The organism is Paenibacillus anaericanus, assembly GCF_003994475.1.
In the GTDB taxonomy this organism is placed as follows: domain Bacteria; phylum Bacillota; class Bacilli; order Paenibacillales; family Paenibacillaceae; genus Fontibacillus; species Fontibacillus anaericanus.
On the sequence record NZ_RZNY01000006.1, the window covers coordinates 72568 to 87093 of the forward strand.

Annotated in this window: 17 protein-coding genes; all 17 read right to left on the bottom strand. The window is 42.7% G+C overall.

Annotated elements, in window-relative coordinates:
• Positions 1-25: 25 nt before the first annotated feature.
• The 17 genes from EJP82_RS09260 to EJP82_RS09340 all read right to left on the bottom strand — a co-directional run bounded on the left by EJP82_RS09260 (position 26) and on the right by EJP82_RS09340 (position 14511).
• Entirely contained in the window at positions 26-913 is an 888-nt protein-coding gene (locus tag EJP82_RS09260; RefSeq protein WP_127191938.1) for a MinD/ParA family protein, read from the bottom strand.
• Positions 913-2289, bottom strand: coding sequence for a flagellar biosynthesis GTPase FlhF (flhF, locus tag EJP82_RS09265; protein ID WP_127191770.1), 1377 nt, complete (start codon positions 2287-2289; stop codon positions 913-915). The genes EJP82_RS09260 and flhF overlap by 1 nt, the downstream gene beginning before the upstream one ends.
• On the bottom strand, positions 2286-4322 hold the full coding sequence (gene flhA, locus EJP82_RS09270; protein ID WP_281278188.1) for a flagellar biosynthesis protein FlhA: 2037 nt from the start codon (positions 4320-4322) through the stop codon (positions 2286-2288). Before flhA ends, flhF begins: the two co-directional genes overlap by 4 nt.
• 20 nt (positions 4323-4342) lie before the next feature.
• Positions 4343-5431: a flagellar biosynthesis protein FlhB gene (gene flhB, locus EJP82_RS09275; protein ID WP_127191772.1), complete on the bottom strand. Its 1089-nt coding sequence runs from the start codon at positions 5429-5431 to the stop codon at positions 4343-4345.
• 20 nt (positions 5432-5451) lie between these two features.
• Positions 5452-6240 carry a flagellar biosynthetic protein FliR gene (fliR, locus tag EJP82_RS09280; RefSeq protein ID WP_211350075.1) on the bottom strand — a complete coding sequence of 263 codons (789 nt, stop codon included), beginning with the start codon at positions 6238-6240 and terminating at the stop codon, positions 5452-5454.
• Between the two features lie 12 nt (positions 6241-6252).
• Positions 6253-6522, bottom strand: a complete 270-nt coding sequence (gene fliQ, locus EJP82_RS09285) for a flagellar biosynthesis protein FliQ (protein ID WP_127191773.1) — start codon at positions 6520-6522, stop codon at positions 6253-6255.
• A 36-nt stretch (positions 6523-6558) separates the two neighbouring features.
• Complete coding sequence (gene fliP, locus EJP82_RS09290) at positions 6559-7320, bottom strand: flagellar type III secretion system pore protein FliP (protein WP_127191774.1); 762 nt, start codon at positions 7318-7320, stop codon at positions 6559-6561.
• Positions 7317-7850: a flagellar biosynthetic protein FliO gene (locus EJP82_RS09295; protein WP_127191775.1), complete on the bottom strand. Its 534-nt coding sequence runs from the start codon at positions 7848-7850 to the stop codon at positions 7317-7319. Before EJP82_RS09295 ends, fliP begins: the two co-directional genes overlap by 4 nt.
• 9 nt (positions 7851-7859) lie before the next feature.
• Positions 7860-8225, bottom strand: a complete 366-nt coding sequence (locus EJP82_RS09300; RefSeq protein ID WP_127191776.1) for a response regulator — start codon at positions 8223-8225, stop codon at positions 7860-7862.
• 27 nt (positions 8226-8252) lie between these two features.
• The gene (gene fliY, locus EJP82_RS09305; RefSeq protein WP_127191777.1) at positions 8253-9431 is read right to left on the bottom strand and encodes a flagellar motor switch phosphatase FliY; all 1179 of its coding nucleotides are present in this window, start codon (positions 9429-9431) and stop codon (positions 8253-8255) included.
• The gene (gene fliM, locus EJP82_RS09310) at positions 9421-10419 is read right to left on the bottom strand and encodes a flagellar motor switch protein FliM (RefSeq protein ID WP_127191778.1); all 999 of its coding nucleotides are present in this window, start codon (positions 10417-10419) and stop codon (positions 9421-9423) included. Before fliM ends, fliY begins: the two co-directional genes overlap by 11 nt.
• Before the next feature lie 40 nt (positions 10420-10459).
• Positions 10460-10933 (bottom strand): flagellar basal body-associated FliL family protein, encoded by a 474-nt coding sequence (locus tag EJP82_RS09315; RefSeq protein WP_127191779.1) that lies wholly within the window; start codon positions 10931-10933, stop codon positions 10460-10462.
• Positions 10930-11154 carry a flagellar FlbD family protein gene (locus EJP82_RS09320; protein ID WP_127191780.1) on the bottom strand — a complete coding sequence of 75 codons (225 nt, stop codon included), beginning with the start codon at positions 11152-11154 and terminating at the stop codon, positions 10930-10932. The genes EJP82_RS09315 and EJP82_RS09320 overlap by 4 nt, the downstream gene beginning before the upstream one ends.
• Positions 11155-11269: 115 nt before the next feature.
• Positions 11270-12088, bottom strand: a complete 819-nt coding sequence (gene flgG / locus EJP82_RS09325) for a flagellar basal body rod protein FlgG (protein WP_127191781.1) — start codon at positions 12086-12088, stop codon at positions 11270-11272.
• 90 nt (positions 12089-12178) lie between these two features.
• Entirely contained in the window at positions 12179-12559 is a 381-nt protein-coding gene (locus EJP82_RS09330) for a TIGR02530 family flagellar biosynthesis protein (RefSeq protein ID WP_211350071.1), read from the bottom strand.
• On the bottom strand, positions 12556-13098 hold the full coding sequence (locus EJP82_RS09335) for a flagellar hook assembly protein FlgD (protein WP_127191783.1): 543 nt from the start codon (positions 13096-13098) through the stop codon (positions 12556-12558). Before EJP82_RS09335 ends, EJP82_RS09330 begins: the two co-directional genes overlap by 4 nt.
• Positions 13099-13116: 18 nt before the next feature.
• Positions 13117-14511: a flagellar hook-length control protein FliK gene (locus tag EJP82_RS09340; protein ID WP_127191784.1), complete on the bottom strand. Its 1395-nt coding sequence runs from the start codon at positions 14509-14511 to the stop codon at positions 13117-13119.
• Positions 14512-14526: the final 15 nt, after the last annotated feature.

The following is a 14526-nucleotide window of genomic DNA, read 5'->3' on the forward strand; positions in this document are numbered from 1 at the left end:
CCACCCCTGTTCTTAGTTAGCAGAATCATTTCGTGCGTTTAAGCCATTTATGCATAAATCCTTTGATTCCCGACAAGGTTTCTCTTGGTTGAAACCGTGGAACATCTATATATTTCATTGCTACACTATATATATCTTGTGCAGCAGGACAACCAGGGAATGCAATAGAAAAGGGAACTTGCTTCTTTACTGCCTGCATTACATGAGCATCATCACTCATATAACCTAGCAAAGGGATGTTTATATCCAGAAACTTATTAGCAACCAAAGAAATTTTATCGGCAACTTGTCGTGCTTCACTCTGGTCAATAACTCTGTTGACTATCAATCGGAAGGATACGTCCTCCTCCAGCCCGTGAACCACTTTAATCAATGCATAAGCATCTGTGATCGAAGTAGGTTCTGGGGTTGTAACAACTAAGCACTCATCAGCAGCCGTTATGAACTTAAGTGTTTCTTTTGACAAACCGGCACCTGTATCAAAAATGATATAATCCATCTCTTCTGAAATCTGCTCAATTTGCGTGGTGAAATAATTTAGATCAGATTCAGATAAGGAGAATAAATCGGCCATACCGGAGCCCCCGGCAATAAAAGGTAAAGAATGAGTTCCGAGTTCAATAATCTCTGAAATATCTCTTTCTCCTTTTAATAAATGATACAAGCTGTACTTGGGTCTGACTCCCATAAGCACATCAATATTGGCCATTCCGATATCTGCATCAAACAAAAGAACTTTTTGACCTAATGATTTCAATGCAAGTGCAAAATTCAATGTAAAGTTAGATTTTCCTACCCCGCCTTTCCCACTACTCACCGTTATGATTCGCGCGGATTGTCGGACCAAAGGTTGTGAAGCAGGCTCGTCATGTGATGAAACAAGTTTTCTGAGCGATTGGGCTTGATCACTCATCATGATTTTTCGTCCAAGAGCAAGTTAGTTAACATTTTTAGATCAACAGAAAGTAGGTCATCAGGTACATTCTGCCCGTTTGTAATATATGAAGCTTTCAAAGGAAATTCATTTAACAGATTGTATAATGGACCGATGCTTTCAGTCTCATCAAGCTTTGTAAAGATCACCTTTTGCAGTCCATGTCTACTAAAATTCTCCGTTATTCTCTTCATATCCTGAATCTTAGATGTCAAGCTCAGTACCAGATAGGTTTCACTTTGTTCAGAAGGACTAAATAAACTGTGAAGCTCCGCGACAAACAATTCATTCAGGTAATTTCTACCCGCTGTATCCATTAGGATCAGATCACAACCTGCAAGACGTTGTCTTGCACGCTGCATATCCCCCGGCGATTGTACAACTTCCAACGGCACATTCAGGATTGAAGCATAGGTCCGAAGCTGTTCGATCGCTGAAATACGATATGTATCTGCAGTGATAAAACCGACCTTCTTATGCGCACGAAAGATTTGATCCGCTGCCAGCTTAGCAATTGTCGTCGTTTTACCTACACCTGTTGGTCCAGCAATATAAACAATTTTTGTCTGCTCACTTATCCCTGCACCGATGTTATCACTCAAAAACGACCCTACTTTAATTCGAATCAACTTATTAAGTTCTTCATCCGTCAATTTCTGATCAAGAGCTACCCATTCGTTATAAACAGCTTCAATCCATTCATCTGCCAATTCAGGAAGTATCTCATGCGATTGAAGTTGCTCCTGAAAAACGGATAATGCAGCAGGGAGTTCACGAACTCCTTCCTGCTGCCTAGCTAACTTGCTCATCATGGATTTCATTTGCTGAATCTCTTCAAATAATCGATCCTCTTTAGTCTCTCTATGGAGATGTGGAGCCGCAGTAGCCGAAGGTACAGTCTCCTTAGGTTGTGAATCGAGAAAGAGTGATAATCTTTCGTCTAACATCTGCTGTTGTGTATTATCCACAGTAGGTGAAGCTCTAGAGACCTGAACAACACCTTCTGAAGCCGTGGACATTTCGAGTGAAGCCACTACCGGTCTCTCCTTCAGCCCGATTGCAGAGGAAGAGTTTGACATCATCTCAGAGGATTTGCGGTACGCCTGTGGTATGGCCTGCCTTGTAATAGGAGGAGATGCCGGTACCGAAGGACGCTTCATTTCGACCTTTGGCGCTACCTTTTCCGTGCTCTCTGATGCCGCAATAACTTCTATTTTCTTCTTCTGAAACATCCCTAGAAATCCGCCTATTCTCAACTCCTTCGTGCTGAGAATTACAGCGTCGGATCCCAGTTCTCCTCGTATCTTCTGCATTGCATCGGGCATTGTGTCAACGATATACCGCTTCACTCTCATAAGTTCACCACTCCGACACTTTGAATTTCAACATTGGGTTCAAGTTCACTATATGACAATACCGGAATATCCTGCATACTCCGCTCAATGACCTGTCGTAAATACATACGAATAGTCGGAGACGTTAATACGATCGGCTGTTGTCCTGATTGAATAAGTCGGTTGACCTGCTCATTCAACTTCTGAAACATGGTTTGAGTTGACTGAGGATCTAGTGCTAAATAACTCCCCTGATCACTCTGTTGAACGCTCTCAGCGATTTTCTTCTCTAGCATCGGCCCTACTGTGATTACTCGCATCGTCTCTCCCTGTTGTGTGAATTGTTGCGTAATTTGTCTTGAGAGTGCCTGTCTGACGTATTCCGTCAGAACATCAGGTTCCTTGGTATAGGTGCCATAATCTGCGAGAGTTTCGAAAATAGTGACCATATCCCGAATCGATATTTTTTCGCGAAGCAATTTAGCAAGAACTTTCTGAACCTCTCCGATCGATAGAACGGAAGGTATTAATTCGTCGACAAGAACCGCGTAATTGTCCTTGAGGTTGTCTACCAATGTCTTCGTTTCTTGACGACCAAGCAGTTCATGCGCATGTTTCTTGATCATTTCCGTCAAATGCGTTGCCACAACAGATGGCGGATCTACTACCGTATATCCTGATTGCTCGGCCCGATCTTTGGTAGATTCGTCTATCCATAGTGCTGGTAACCCAAATGCAGGTTCTTGGGTCTCGATTCCTGTAATGGAATCATCCTCCATCCCAGGACTCATTGCCAAATAGTGATTAAGTAGTAATTCACCGCCGCCTACGACATTTCCTTTAATTTTAATGACATATTCGTTCGGTTTTAGTTGAATATTGTCGCGAATTCGAATTACGGGAACAACAAGTCCCATTTCCAAGGCACATTGACGCCGGATCATTATAATTCGATCCAATAAATCTCCACCTTGACTAGTATCCGCTAATGGGATAAGTCCATATCCAAACTCGAACTCGATCGGATCTACTTGTAGTAGATTGATAACGCTCTCGGGACTCCGAACCTCCTCGATTTGCTGTTCCTCCTCTTGCTGTTCCTGTTCAACTTGCTTACGGTTCAAGTTCTTCTGCATTCTTAATGCAGCAAACACCATTATTCCTGCGAATGGTAGAGTTGTCCAAGGACCGATAGGTGTAAATAGACCTAATAGAGTGATCGTTCCGGCAACGATATAGATGAGTTTAGGATATGTGAATAGTTGTGAAGTAATATCGTCAGCCAGATTCCCCTCTGACGAAGCACGTGTAACTATTAGACCCGCAGCTGTCGAAATAAGTAATGCCGGAATTTGACTGACGAGTCCATCGCCAATCGTAAGAATAGAATATGTAGATAGTGCATCTTGAAACGCCATCCCATGAATCGTCATACCGATAATGAAACCGCCGACTAAATTTATAACTAGGATGATAATACTAGCGATAGCATCGCCTTTAACGAACTTACTTGCCCCATCCATGGCTCCGTAGAAGTCCGCTTCTCTCTCAATCTTGCGGCGGCGATCCCGAGCCTGCTGTTCATTGATCAGACCCGCGTTAAGGTCAGCATCAATACTCATCTGCTTGCCGGGCATTGCGTCCAAGGTAAATCTGGCTGCAACTTCTGCTACCCGTTCCGAACCTTTGGTAATCACTATAAATTGAACGACCACCAAGATTAGGAAGACAACAAAGCCGATTACGGGTTCCCCTTGAGATACCCACTCCCCAAAGGTAGCTACAACATCACCGGCTTTTGCTTGTCCTAGAATCAACTTGGTGGTCGAAACGTTTAGCGCCAACCGGAATAGGGTTGTAATTAACAGCATCGCTGGAAAGATGGAAAACTGTAATGCTTCTTTCGTATTCATTGCTACCAACAAAATCATCAATGAAATCGAGATATTGATAATTAATAGAATATCCAACAACCAGGTTGGGATCGGAAGAATCATTAACAGAACGATGCCGATTACACCCATTAGGATGAATAAATCTTTTGCCTTCTTCACTGGTCCGCCTCCGATTCCCATCAAGATTTACTCTTACCCTTCATTCTGTATACATAAGCCAATACTTCAGCCACGGCCTGGAACAAATCCGCAGGGATAACATCCCCAATTTCTGATCTTTGAAACAGCGCACGTGCTAGTGGCTTGTTTTCCATTGTTATAACGCCATGTTCTTTAGCAATCTCTCTGATTCGCAGAGCCACATAGTCTTGACCTTTTGCCACAACTTGTGGGGCATCCATTTGTGATCCATCATACTTCAGTGCTACAGCAAAATGCGTTGGGTTCGTAATAATTACATCCGCCTTTGGCACATCCTGCATCATCCGCTGAAGCGCCATACGCCGTTGTCTTTCCCGAATCTTACCCTTGATGAGCGGATCGCCTTCCATCTTCTTGTACTCATCTTTGACATCTTGTTTTGACATTCTCATTTTTTTTGCATGATCATATTTCTGATAAATGTAATCGATTACCCCTAATACGAACAAAGCAACGGCAATTTTTATGCCCAAACTCATCGTTAGCTCAGCCGTAAAATTGAATGCCGCTTCTACTGTAACTTGACTGAGTGAGGAAATATATCCTCTTGCACCCCAGACTGTTGAAAATACGAGATATCCTATCACCGTCAATTTTAAGATAGACTTCAAGAATTCAACGACGGAGCGCATCGAAAAGATATTTTTAAAACCCTCTATTGGATTCAGTTTACTGAATTTCATTTTGAGTGATTCGCCACTCATTATAAATCCCACTTGAGCGTAACTAGCAATAGCAGCAACTACTACTACTACTAGAAAAATCGGAGCAAGTACTAAAAGAATTTGGACTCCATAACTTCTGAACATTGTCATTACGTTCTCTGTCGTTACATCCATACTCAAACGGTGATAAAAAACATCCGAATATAAAAAAACGAGTCGAGTTTTTATGTAACCACCAAACGCCGACAGGCTAAGAAAGACGGACAAAAGTATAAGTGCTCCCGATACATCCTGACTCTTAGCGATTTGACCCTTCTTACGGGAATCTTGTTTCTTTTTTGGCGTAGCTTTCTCTGATTTCTCTCCAGAAAACAACTGCAAGTCTAGGCGATACCGTAACATCCTCTTGATTCCTCCGATCCCTACTTTGGCCGATCCCCAATGGTACCCAGTAATTCCTGCAACGATTTGAACAATACAGTAAACAAATGTTCAAACGTATAGGTGAAGGTGGTAACCAACAAGAGTAATACACTCAATCCAACAATTATCTTCAACGGCATACCGATCACGAAGACATTAAATTGAGGGGCCGAACGAGCCAGGAAACCGAGCGCAACGTCTGTGAGAAATAGCGCAACGACAAGTGGCGCCGCCATTTGAAACGCGAGTAGAAATGATTGACTAAATGTCCTGATTAGAAATTCCGCCAAATTCCCACTGTAAATCCGTTGAAAAAGATCATTTGATAAAGGAATCCAGTTATAACTCCTAATCACAGCGTCCAGCAAATAATGATGCCCATTCATGCTTAAGAACAGCAGCGTAGCAAACATATACTTTAGATTCCCAAGAACTGGTGCAGAAGCTCCGGTCATCGGGTCTACTACATTCGCGATACCAAATCCTATTTGGATATCGATGAAAGAACCAGCAATTTGAATAACAGCAAACATTAGAGCTGCCACATAACCTATAAGTAATCCGATTAACACTTCTCGAATTATAAGTAGCACATACGTCAGATCCATCGGAATAGCTTGATCGCTTCCCTGAATTAAGAGAATCAGAAAGGCGACCATAGCGGAAAACCCGACTTTGAACGTATTAGGTACCGTTTTTGATGCAAATATGGGTGCTACTACAAAAAATGATGTCATTCGACAAAAAATAAGCATAAAAACGGATAATCCTTGCATCATAGTCTCCATCATCACTTCAGCCTAACCGATAAAACTTGATAGATTGTTTAGTATTCCATAGGTAAAATCAACAAGTGTTGATAAAATCCATGGACCGAATAGTAACAGTGCCACCAATACAGCAATGATTTTTGGTACAAAGGCAAGCGTCTGCTCCTGAATTTGCGTTGTTGCCTGAAAGATACTAACCATTAAGCCGACAGCCAGACCAATTAAAAGCATCGGAGCGCTAACCTTCAGCACGGTAAAAACGGCTTGTCCGGCCAAACTAATAATAAATTCCGAACTCATCACCGTTCCCCCTCAAATAAGAAGTAAATAGCCTCGTCAAGTATTGAAGCTGACCAACAAAGATTTGACTATCAAATACCAGCCATCAACGAGTACAAACAACAAAATTTTAAACGGCAGTGAAATCATAACCGGAGGTAACATCATCATCCCCATAGCCATCAAAACACTGGCAACAACAATATCTATAATCAGGAACGGAATAAATATCATGAATCCCATTTGAAAAGCCGTTTTCAGTTCACTAATCGCAAATGCAGGGACCATCACTGATAGAGGAATATCCTGATAACTTGCCGGCTTCTCCGTTTTGGTGTAGCTCATAAACAATTGGATATCCTTCGGACGAGTATTGGTATACATGAACTCCTTCATCGGTACGGTTGCTTTATTCAGTGCTTCCGTCTGACTAATCTCCGCTTTAAGATAAGGTTGCAAAGCGACCTCATTTATCGTGGACAAGGTAGGACTCATAACAAATAGTGTCAGAAATAATGCCAATCCCACTAAAACCTGGTTAGGAGGCATCTGCTGGGTCCCTAATGAGCTACGAACAAACCCGAGTACAATAACTATTCTCGTAAAACTAGTCATCAACACAAGGATCGCTGGTGCGATACTAAGTACGGTGATAAGTAGAATGATGGACAAGGAGCTTGTACTCGGCTCCCCTCCTGAATCTCCGATTTGAATTCCGATATCCGGTATCGGATTCACTGTTGTTGCCGAGGCTACGGTAACTGCAAACATGCTCCATAACCCAATCAACAAGCCAACGATAATGAGCTTCTTCTTCATGAATCCCTCGACCGATCTATAGATTGTTCTTCTTCATCTTTCAACAGTTCTTCCATTTGCCTTGTCCGGCTCGGCATTCTTTGCAACTGTGATTGAAACACCTCATGGAAGGACGAACTCTCCAGTTCCTCCGCCTCCTGTGGTGCCTTGCGGAATCGTGAAATGAAGCCGGACACCAACGATGTTAAAGCAGGATACTCAGCGTTTTCTTCTTGAAATGCTTGATGAATCACGGCAACTTCATTCGGATCAGAAATTTTGTCAACAAGCGAGATGTTCTCACCTACTCCGACAAGATACACACTATCTCCTACTTGAATAACCTGCAGAGACTTGTTAGGCCCGAGACCGATAGCTCCCATCGTTTGGATCGATCGGCTCTGTGACATAAAACGACTTCTTTTCCCTAGGAAACGGACCAGCAATATGATTAGAACAACAATAATTGCTAACACGACGATGACCGTCACTAAGTTACCCCAAATATTTATATCATACGATGGTAGAGCATCCGGCTCAATCTCAGGCATGGACGTAACCTACAATCCAAGTGTCTTGTTAATAGCTTCGACAACCCGATCAGATTGGAAAGGTTTAACGATGAAGTCTTTAGCGCCTGCTTGAATCGCATCAATAACCATCGCTTGTTGCCCCATTGCAGAGCACATAATCACTTTTGCATTTGGATCGATCTTCTTGATTTCTTTTAGTGCAGTAATTCCATCCATTTCAGGCATCGTGATATCCATCGTAATGAGGTCTGGATGTAATTCTTTGAATTTCTCGATGGCCTGCGCACCGTCTTGCGCTTCACCCACAACTTCGAATCCGTTCTTCGATAAAATGTCGCGGATCATCATTCTCATAAAAGCAGCATCGTCTACGATTAGAATTCGGTTTGCCATTGATTAAAAATCCTCCCTAAACTTCTACTATTGTAATTTCTGTATGCGGTCCCATTGGCTAACAATATCAGTAACACGAACACCAAAATTTTCATCAATAACTACGACTTCACCTTTGGCGATAAGTTTATTGTTCACCAGTATATCCACAGGTTCACCTGCGAGCTTATCTAGTTCAATGATTGAACCTTGAGATAATTCCAAGATATCCTTAATTTGCTTCTGGGTCCTTCCTAATTCTACGGTGACTTTAAGGGGAATGTCCATCAATAAATTTAAATTATTGTCGTCTACATTCGCGAATCCTGGAGCACCCAAATTAGAAAACTGAACTGGTTGAATATTTAAGCTACGTCCTTGCATTCCACCATAGTGTTGAGGCTCGTTGTAAGGGCGCTCTACAGGGACATTGTAATGAGCCTGTTGTTGCATAGGTGGAGGCGATGAGTACGTTGGTGACTCATATACCGGCTGTGCTGGCGCAACTGGCGTCGCTGTAGCAGCGACTTCATTCTGTGATGAATCTGCAGAAGATCCATTAATAAGGCTATCTACCATATCTTTGGAGAACTTAACCGTAAGAAGCTGCATGATCGTCGAATCAATCAAATCTCCGATAATTAACCTGAACGATACCTTGATCAGCGTTTCATCGGGAGGAAGACTGCTTACCCCGTTTCCGTTGGACATATTAAGAATGTCGATTCCCGGTGGTGAAATATTTACAAACCGGTTGAAAATTGTCGACATCGATGTCGCGGAGGAACCCATCATTTGATTCATCGCTTCTTGAACGGCGCTGATATGAATTTCATTCAGTTCCTCATCTTCCGGATTCCCTTCTCCACCAAGCATAAGATCTGCAATTACTTGAGCATCTCTTGTCTTGATAACTAGTGAATTCATTCCTTCAAAGCCATCGACATATTGCACATGGATCGCCACATGGGGTTTGGGGAACTCCGTTTCAAATTTAGAGCGTGTAATAATAGATACTTTAGGGGTAGTAATATCCACCTTCTTGTTCAACAACGTTGAAAGAGCTGTTGCCGCACTGCCGAACGTGATGTTACCAATCTCCCCCAGGGCATCTTGTTCTAAAGCTGTTAAATAGTCATCTACCGTTGGTTCAGAAGGTGTATCATGATTCGCCTGCTTGAGCAGAGCGTCTATCTCCTCTTGAGACAAATAATCTTTACTCGTCAAATTCTTCAACTCCTTCGCTAACAATTTCATCGATTTGAATGGCGATTCGGTCTTTAATCGTGCCAGGGCTACCGATATATTTCAATCTATCTCCTATCATAATGGACAGTCCATCTTGAACAGGCTTATTCAAGGAAATTACATCACCTGGTGATAATCCCAAGAATTCTTGAATTGTAAGCTGTGATTCGCCAAGCTCAGCAATAATCGGTAATGTTGCTCTGTGTACACGATTTCGAAGTGCCTCTACCTCTTCAGGAATACGCGACTTCTTCTGGGATACAAACCAATGATGAACCGAAAGCTTCGGCATAATCGGCTCTATGACTACATGAGGGATACATAAATTTATCATCCCTGTTGTGTCTCCGATTTTGGTACTCAATGAAATGAGCGCAATCGTCTCATTCGGAGAGACAATCTGCATAAACTGAGGATTTGTCTCTAATGCTTCCATCCGCGGTTTAATGTCTATAATTGTCTTCCAGGCTTCTTGCAAACTCTCAAATGCCCGGCTAAATATACGTTCCATAATAATCGTTTCTATCTCGGTCAAAGATCCGATCTTGGAAGGAGCTGTACCAATTCCCCCAAGCAGCCTATCTAACATGGCATAAGCAACGTTGGGATGAACCTCAAGTACCATTCTTCCTTCTAAGGGTTCTGCTTCAAAAATATTAAGTATCGTCATCTTTGGTATGGAACGAATGAACTCGTCATAAGGGAGTTGCTCCACCTGCACTACGCTAATCTGCACAAAAGTACGAAGTTGCGCCGAGAAGTAGGTGGTGAGATAACGAGCAAAGTTCTCATGAATCCGGGTTAAGCTGCGGATATGATCTTTGGAAAATCTCACCGCTCTTTTGAAGTCGTATGCTCTTATTTTCTTTTGCGTTTCTTCCTTCTTAAGTTCTTCAGCATCCATTTCGCCAGAAGATAGCGCGGCGAGCAGAGCATCGATCTCGTTTTGCGATAATACATCTACCAAACATCTCACCCCCTCAAAGAATTTATTCTATCGATATCGTCTAGATCGTTGTAATAATGAAAGCAGTAATATCGATTTGAACAAGTTTTCCTTCTGGGAGCGACTTGTTGATAAGATTCATTAATTCGGAGCTTAAATTATCTTTACCTGTAGCTCCATTCAATTCCTCTGGCTTAGTGTCTGCAAGCGTCTTAATGATAAGTGGCTTAATCTTAAAGTCTTTGATTTTGTCAAAAGCTTCCTTAGAAGTTTTGCGATCCAATTGGAAAGCGAAATCTATTACTACTACATAGCTAGGATCCGACAAGTTCGTCTTGATCCCATCTATTGTTGAAGTTACTTCAACAATTTCATCCGCTGACAAACCTGATGGTACAGTTACATCCTGGACGGCGGCTCTAACCTCATTACCTGGACTAGGCTGTGTTAAAGGTCTTATCAGCAAGACGGCGGCCACTACGATCAGCGTAATTGATAATAAAATCGTAATTAACCATGGCAGCATTTTCTTCATGACCATTCCTCCGTTTGTTGCACTTTAATAGTTGCTGCATGTATACCAATTTCAATGGAATATTCCTTCACCCTCGCGATAACTTCAGCAGCCTTCTCGAGAACGATAATACGCTTGCCATTAACAAGGGTTACGTATGTATCCGGTGTTTCTTCAACGGTCTCGATCATCATTGCGTTCAACCACATTTGTGAGCCGTTTAAACGTGTTATAGAAATCATGATAACCCTCCCATCCTGGTAACGGGAAAATCCCGCTTCTTATCGAAAACACCGTTTGAATCGTCTTATAAAGGAGGCGAAGGAGGAGATAAATCCTCCCCCGCTGTTCCCTATCTTAACGTTTCAAATTGACAACTTCCTGCAATACTTCATCCGAAGTAGTGATAATACGTGAATTCGCTTGGAAACCACGTTGTGCCACGATCATCTCAGTGAATTCACCAGTCAAGTCAACGTTAGACATTTCTAACTGACCAGAAATGATTGCGCCTGTACCAAATTCAGCACTATTCGCTACTGTAGGCTCAAGAGCACCCTCAGCATTAGCGTTTAATGTGATTCTGTACAAGTTACCACCGATTTTCTCAAGGCCTTCGGGATTGGTTACTTTAGCTAAACCAATTTGTTGACCTTCTCCCGTTTCTCCCGTGTTCATTTTCTGAATGATCATACCATTCTGCGCAATGGAGAAAGCGGTCACTTCCTCTTCGATTGTTATTGGCTCGCCTCCAGCATCACACACGAGCAGACCATCAGAAGTAACTAGCTGGCGTGCTGCATCCAGATGAAAATCGCCCGCTCTCGTAAGGAATGGAACTTCTTGATCCCCCGACAGCTTCACTAGAAAGAACCCATCTCCGTCAACACGTAAGTCAAGCGGGTTATTCGTCGTCATCGCACTACCGCCAGTGTGAAGCGTATCAATCGAACCAATCGATACACCTAGCCCGATTTGCTTCGCATTCGCACCCCCAGTTTCTGCATCTACTGGTGGAGTAACACCGGAGACTGTCTGACTCATAATATCCTTGAACATAACTCGACCTGATTTAAAGCCTACTGTGTTTACGTTAGCAATATTGTTTCCGATTACGTCAAGTTTCGTTTGAAACCCGCGCATCCCAGAAACGCCCGAATACATTGATCTTAACATGCGTTCTCATTCCTCCCAGGAATTAAAATAATAGCTTGAGCCGCATCAGTCGATCCGCGACTCATGGCTTTCCGTCTCCGGGCCAGCCAATTATGAAATAATAACTGCACTATCGATTTTCGTAAAAACATTGTCTTTCATGCTATTACCATCCATCGCTGTAACAACTGTACGATTATCCACATTTACAATGAGGGCCATATCCTTCATCAGAATGAGAGAATCCTTCGCTCCCTTAGCAGCGGCATTATCAATAGCATTTTCGATCTGATTCAATTGTTCAGGCTTCAACTCAATACCTCGTTGTTCCAAGCGTTTAACCGCATGGTTACTGAAATATACGAGTCGATCTTGCAGCATTTCCTTGAAAGAGGTTCCTTGTCCAGCGTTAGCCTGACTGTTCTTTGTTGGTTGTAACGTATTCGGCTGAATTCTTCCGGGATATAACTGTCCTACTTTTATAGGATTCATGATTCTCCAACTCCGTTGGTATCACTTGGTACATCCGGTGCTGCTGGCTCTTCCGGTACTATTGGTTCTTCAACTTCAGGAGCATTGTCCACCTGTACAATTTCGTCGATCGGGATTTCCTTCTCACCAACTTTAACGTAGTGAACACCACTTCGAACAACGATAGAATCCACAATTCCGCTTGCTTTCTCGGTAATAACTTCTGCTTTACCCGTTTCAATCGAATAGTCACCAGTCTTCGTTTGTACAGTCCAACTGACTTCCTTTCCGATCAACCCTGAATTATTCCCAAGCGACTGACTCATAACAGACAATTGATCATAAATCTTTACAAGTTGTTCAACTGAAGTAAACTGAGCCATTTGAGCAACCATTTGTGTGTTGTCCATAGGTGATAATGGATCCTGATTTTGCATTTGGGCCATCATCAACTTTAGAAAATCATCTTTACCTAAACTAGAACTCTTCGCACTAGCTTTGGCCACATTTCCTGCTGAGTAATTAGGCCACGATACATTGGTTGGTATTACATCCGCCATGAGGCTACCTCCTTTCTATTAGGCTTTTGCAACGAAGGAGCTACCATAGTTTACTTCATTTCTTCTTACTTCAGAGATCCACTCGTTCCATTCCTCATTCAGATCACTAATTAGCAAAGCATCTTCCTCTTGAATCTCACGACGCTTGCCTCCCTGTTGTTGCCCTGTCCCTGTACCATTACCAGGTTGGCGCCCATCTTGGTACATGTGCGAAGACAACGAGGAATTCTGTGTTACTTCCAATTTAGTAACCTGAAGTCCCTGGGCTTGAAGTGCGGACCTGAGTTGACCCATCTGCTGCTCTAATGATTCCTTAGCCAGTGCAGTTTCGGTTACGAACTGGGCTATCATCTGGCCATCACGCATCGTAATCTTCACATCCACTTGTCCCAAATGCTCCGGATATAGGGAAATCTTAGCTTCGGAAATACCTTGAAGTTTAACAATATCCATTTTGCTGACTAGAAACCCGCTCATCTCTTTACTGAAATTCTCAACAGGTACAGGTGCAGCAACCGTTTTTAGTGGTGTTGTTCCTGCTTGACGTAAGGTCAATTCCCCTGCTGTAACAATATTTCCAGAATGTAAACGACTTTCGCCTTCAGAAGTAGCTTCACTATCTGTTGAATCGGAAGCTTGAGAAGTTACGCCTGTTACAGAAATGATGGTATCTTTACTTTGTACAGTCTGGGTACCGACAATATCTCGAACAGCTTGTTGGTTGTTGCCTCCAGTTGTAGCTTCAGAACTCTTGCTAAGAGCGGCTGCTAAGACAGAGAAATTATTATTGTTAGACTCTTTCCCAACGGTAGGGTTCAGCTCAGTTTGAACGGATTTCAGTGAACTCAGTACGCTTTGAAGAGACTGAATAACCTCTCGTGCTTGACCTAGACTACTTGCTGCCGTCGATTGCTGACCATCTGCTGCGGATAGCATCTGTACTAAAGCATCTTGAATTGCGAAACGCATCGTCTCGGAGTGCTGCGCCAAAAGTGGTAACTCAGTACCTTCAATGCCTTCTTGGTCATTTTCAGTTGACCCATTTTGCGGAATTAAGGTTTGAATACCTTGAAGCCAGCCTTGCAAAACTTCTAGAAGTGAAGGATTCTCTGATAGCGCTTTGTCCATTTGATCAAGTTGCTGTAGTAAGTCTTCAAGCAAGGTATTTATCGTGTCACCTTCGCTCTCTGTTCCAGTACCTTCAACATCAACTGTTGAATTCAAACTAGCTAAAGTCAAAGCTTGAGCTGAAGTTTGACCCTCCGCAGACAGAGAATTACCCATCATCATCGATAAAAGTGTTTGATCAAATGCTTGTACTGTGGCCTGACCTGATTCAACTTTACCGCTTGCACCATACCAGAGTCCGTTCGTAGCAGTTCCAGTTGATACATTAGATAGTATTTGACTCATCTTTTTCACCTCCTT

Bases quoted from the DNA above. Each gene is read 5' to 3' on its own strand.
- EJP82_RS09300 (WP_127191776.1), bottom strand. From the start codon at position 8,225: ATGGCAAACCGAATTCTAATCGTAGACGATGCTGCTTTTATGAGAATG.
- flgG (WP_127191781.1), bottom strand. From the start codon at position 12,088: ATGTTAAGATCAATGTATTCGGGCGTTTCTGGGATGCGCGGGTTTCAA.
- fliQ (WP_127191773.1), bottom strand. From the start codon at position 6,522: ATGAGTTCGGAATTTATTATTAGTTTGGCCGGACAAGCCGTTTTTACC.
- EJP82_RS09340 (WP_127191784.1), bottom strand. From the start codon at position 14,511: ATGAGTCAAATACTATCTAATGTATCAACTGGAACTGCTACGAACGGA.
- EJP82_RS09295 (WP_127191775.1), bottom strand. From the start codon at position 7,850: ATGCCTGAGATTGAGCCGGATGCTCTACCATCGTATGATATAAATATT.
- EJP82_RS09330 (WP_211350071.1), bottom strand. From the start codon at position 12,559: ATGAATCCTATAAAAGTAGGACAGTTATATCCCGGAAGAATTCAGCCG.
- fliP (WP_127191774.1), bottom strand. From the start codon at position 7,320: ATGAAGAAGAAGCTCATTATCGTTGGCTTGTTGATTGGGTTATGGAGC.
- flhB (WP_127191772.1), bottom strand. From the start codon at position 5,431: ATGTTACGGTATCGCCTAGACTTGCAGTTGTTTTCTGGAGAGAAATCA.
- EJP82_RS09315 (WP_127191779.1), bottom strand. From the start codon at position 10,933: ATGAAGAAAATGCTGCCATGGTTAATTACGATTTTATTATCAATTACG.
- fliR (WP_211350075.1), bottom strand. From the start codon at position 6,240: ATGGAGACTATGATGCAAGGATTATCCGTTTTTATGCTTATTTTTTGT.
- EJP82_RS09320 (WP_127191780.1), bottom strand. From the start codon at position 11,154: ATGATTTCTATAACACGTTTAAACGGCTCACAAATGTGGTTGAACGCA.
- EJP82_RS09335 (WP_127191783.1), bottom strand. From the start codon at position 13,098: ATGGCGGATGTAATACCAACCAATGTATCGTGGCCTAATTACTCAGCA.
- EJP82_RS09260 (WP_127191938.1), bottom strand. From the start codon at position 913: ATGAGTGATCAAGCCCAATCGCTCAGAAAACTTGTTTCATCACATGAC.
- flhF (WP_127191770.1), bottom strand. From the start codon at position 2,289: ATGAGAGTGAAGCGGTATATCGTTGACACAATGCCCGATGCAATGCAG.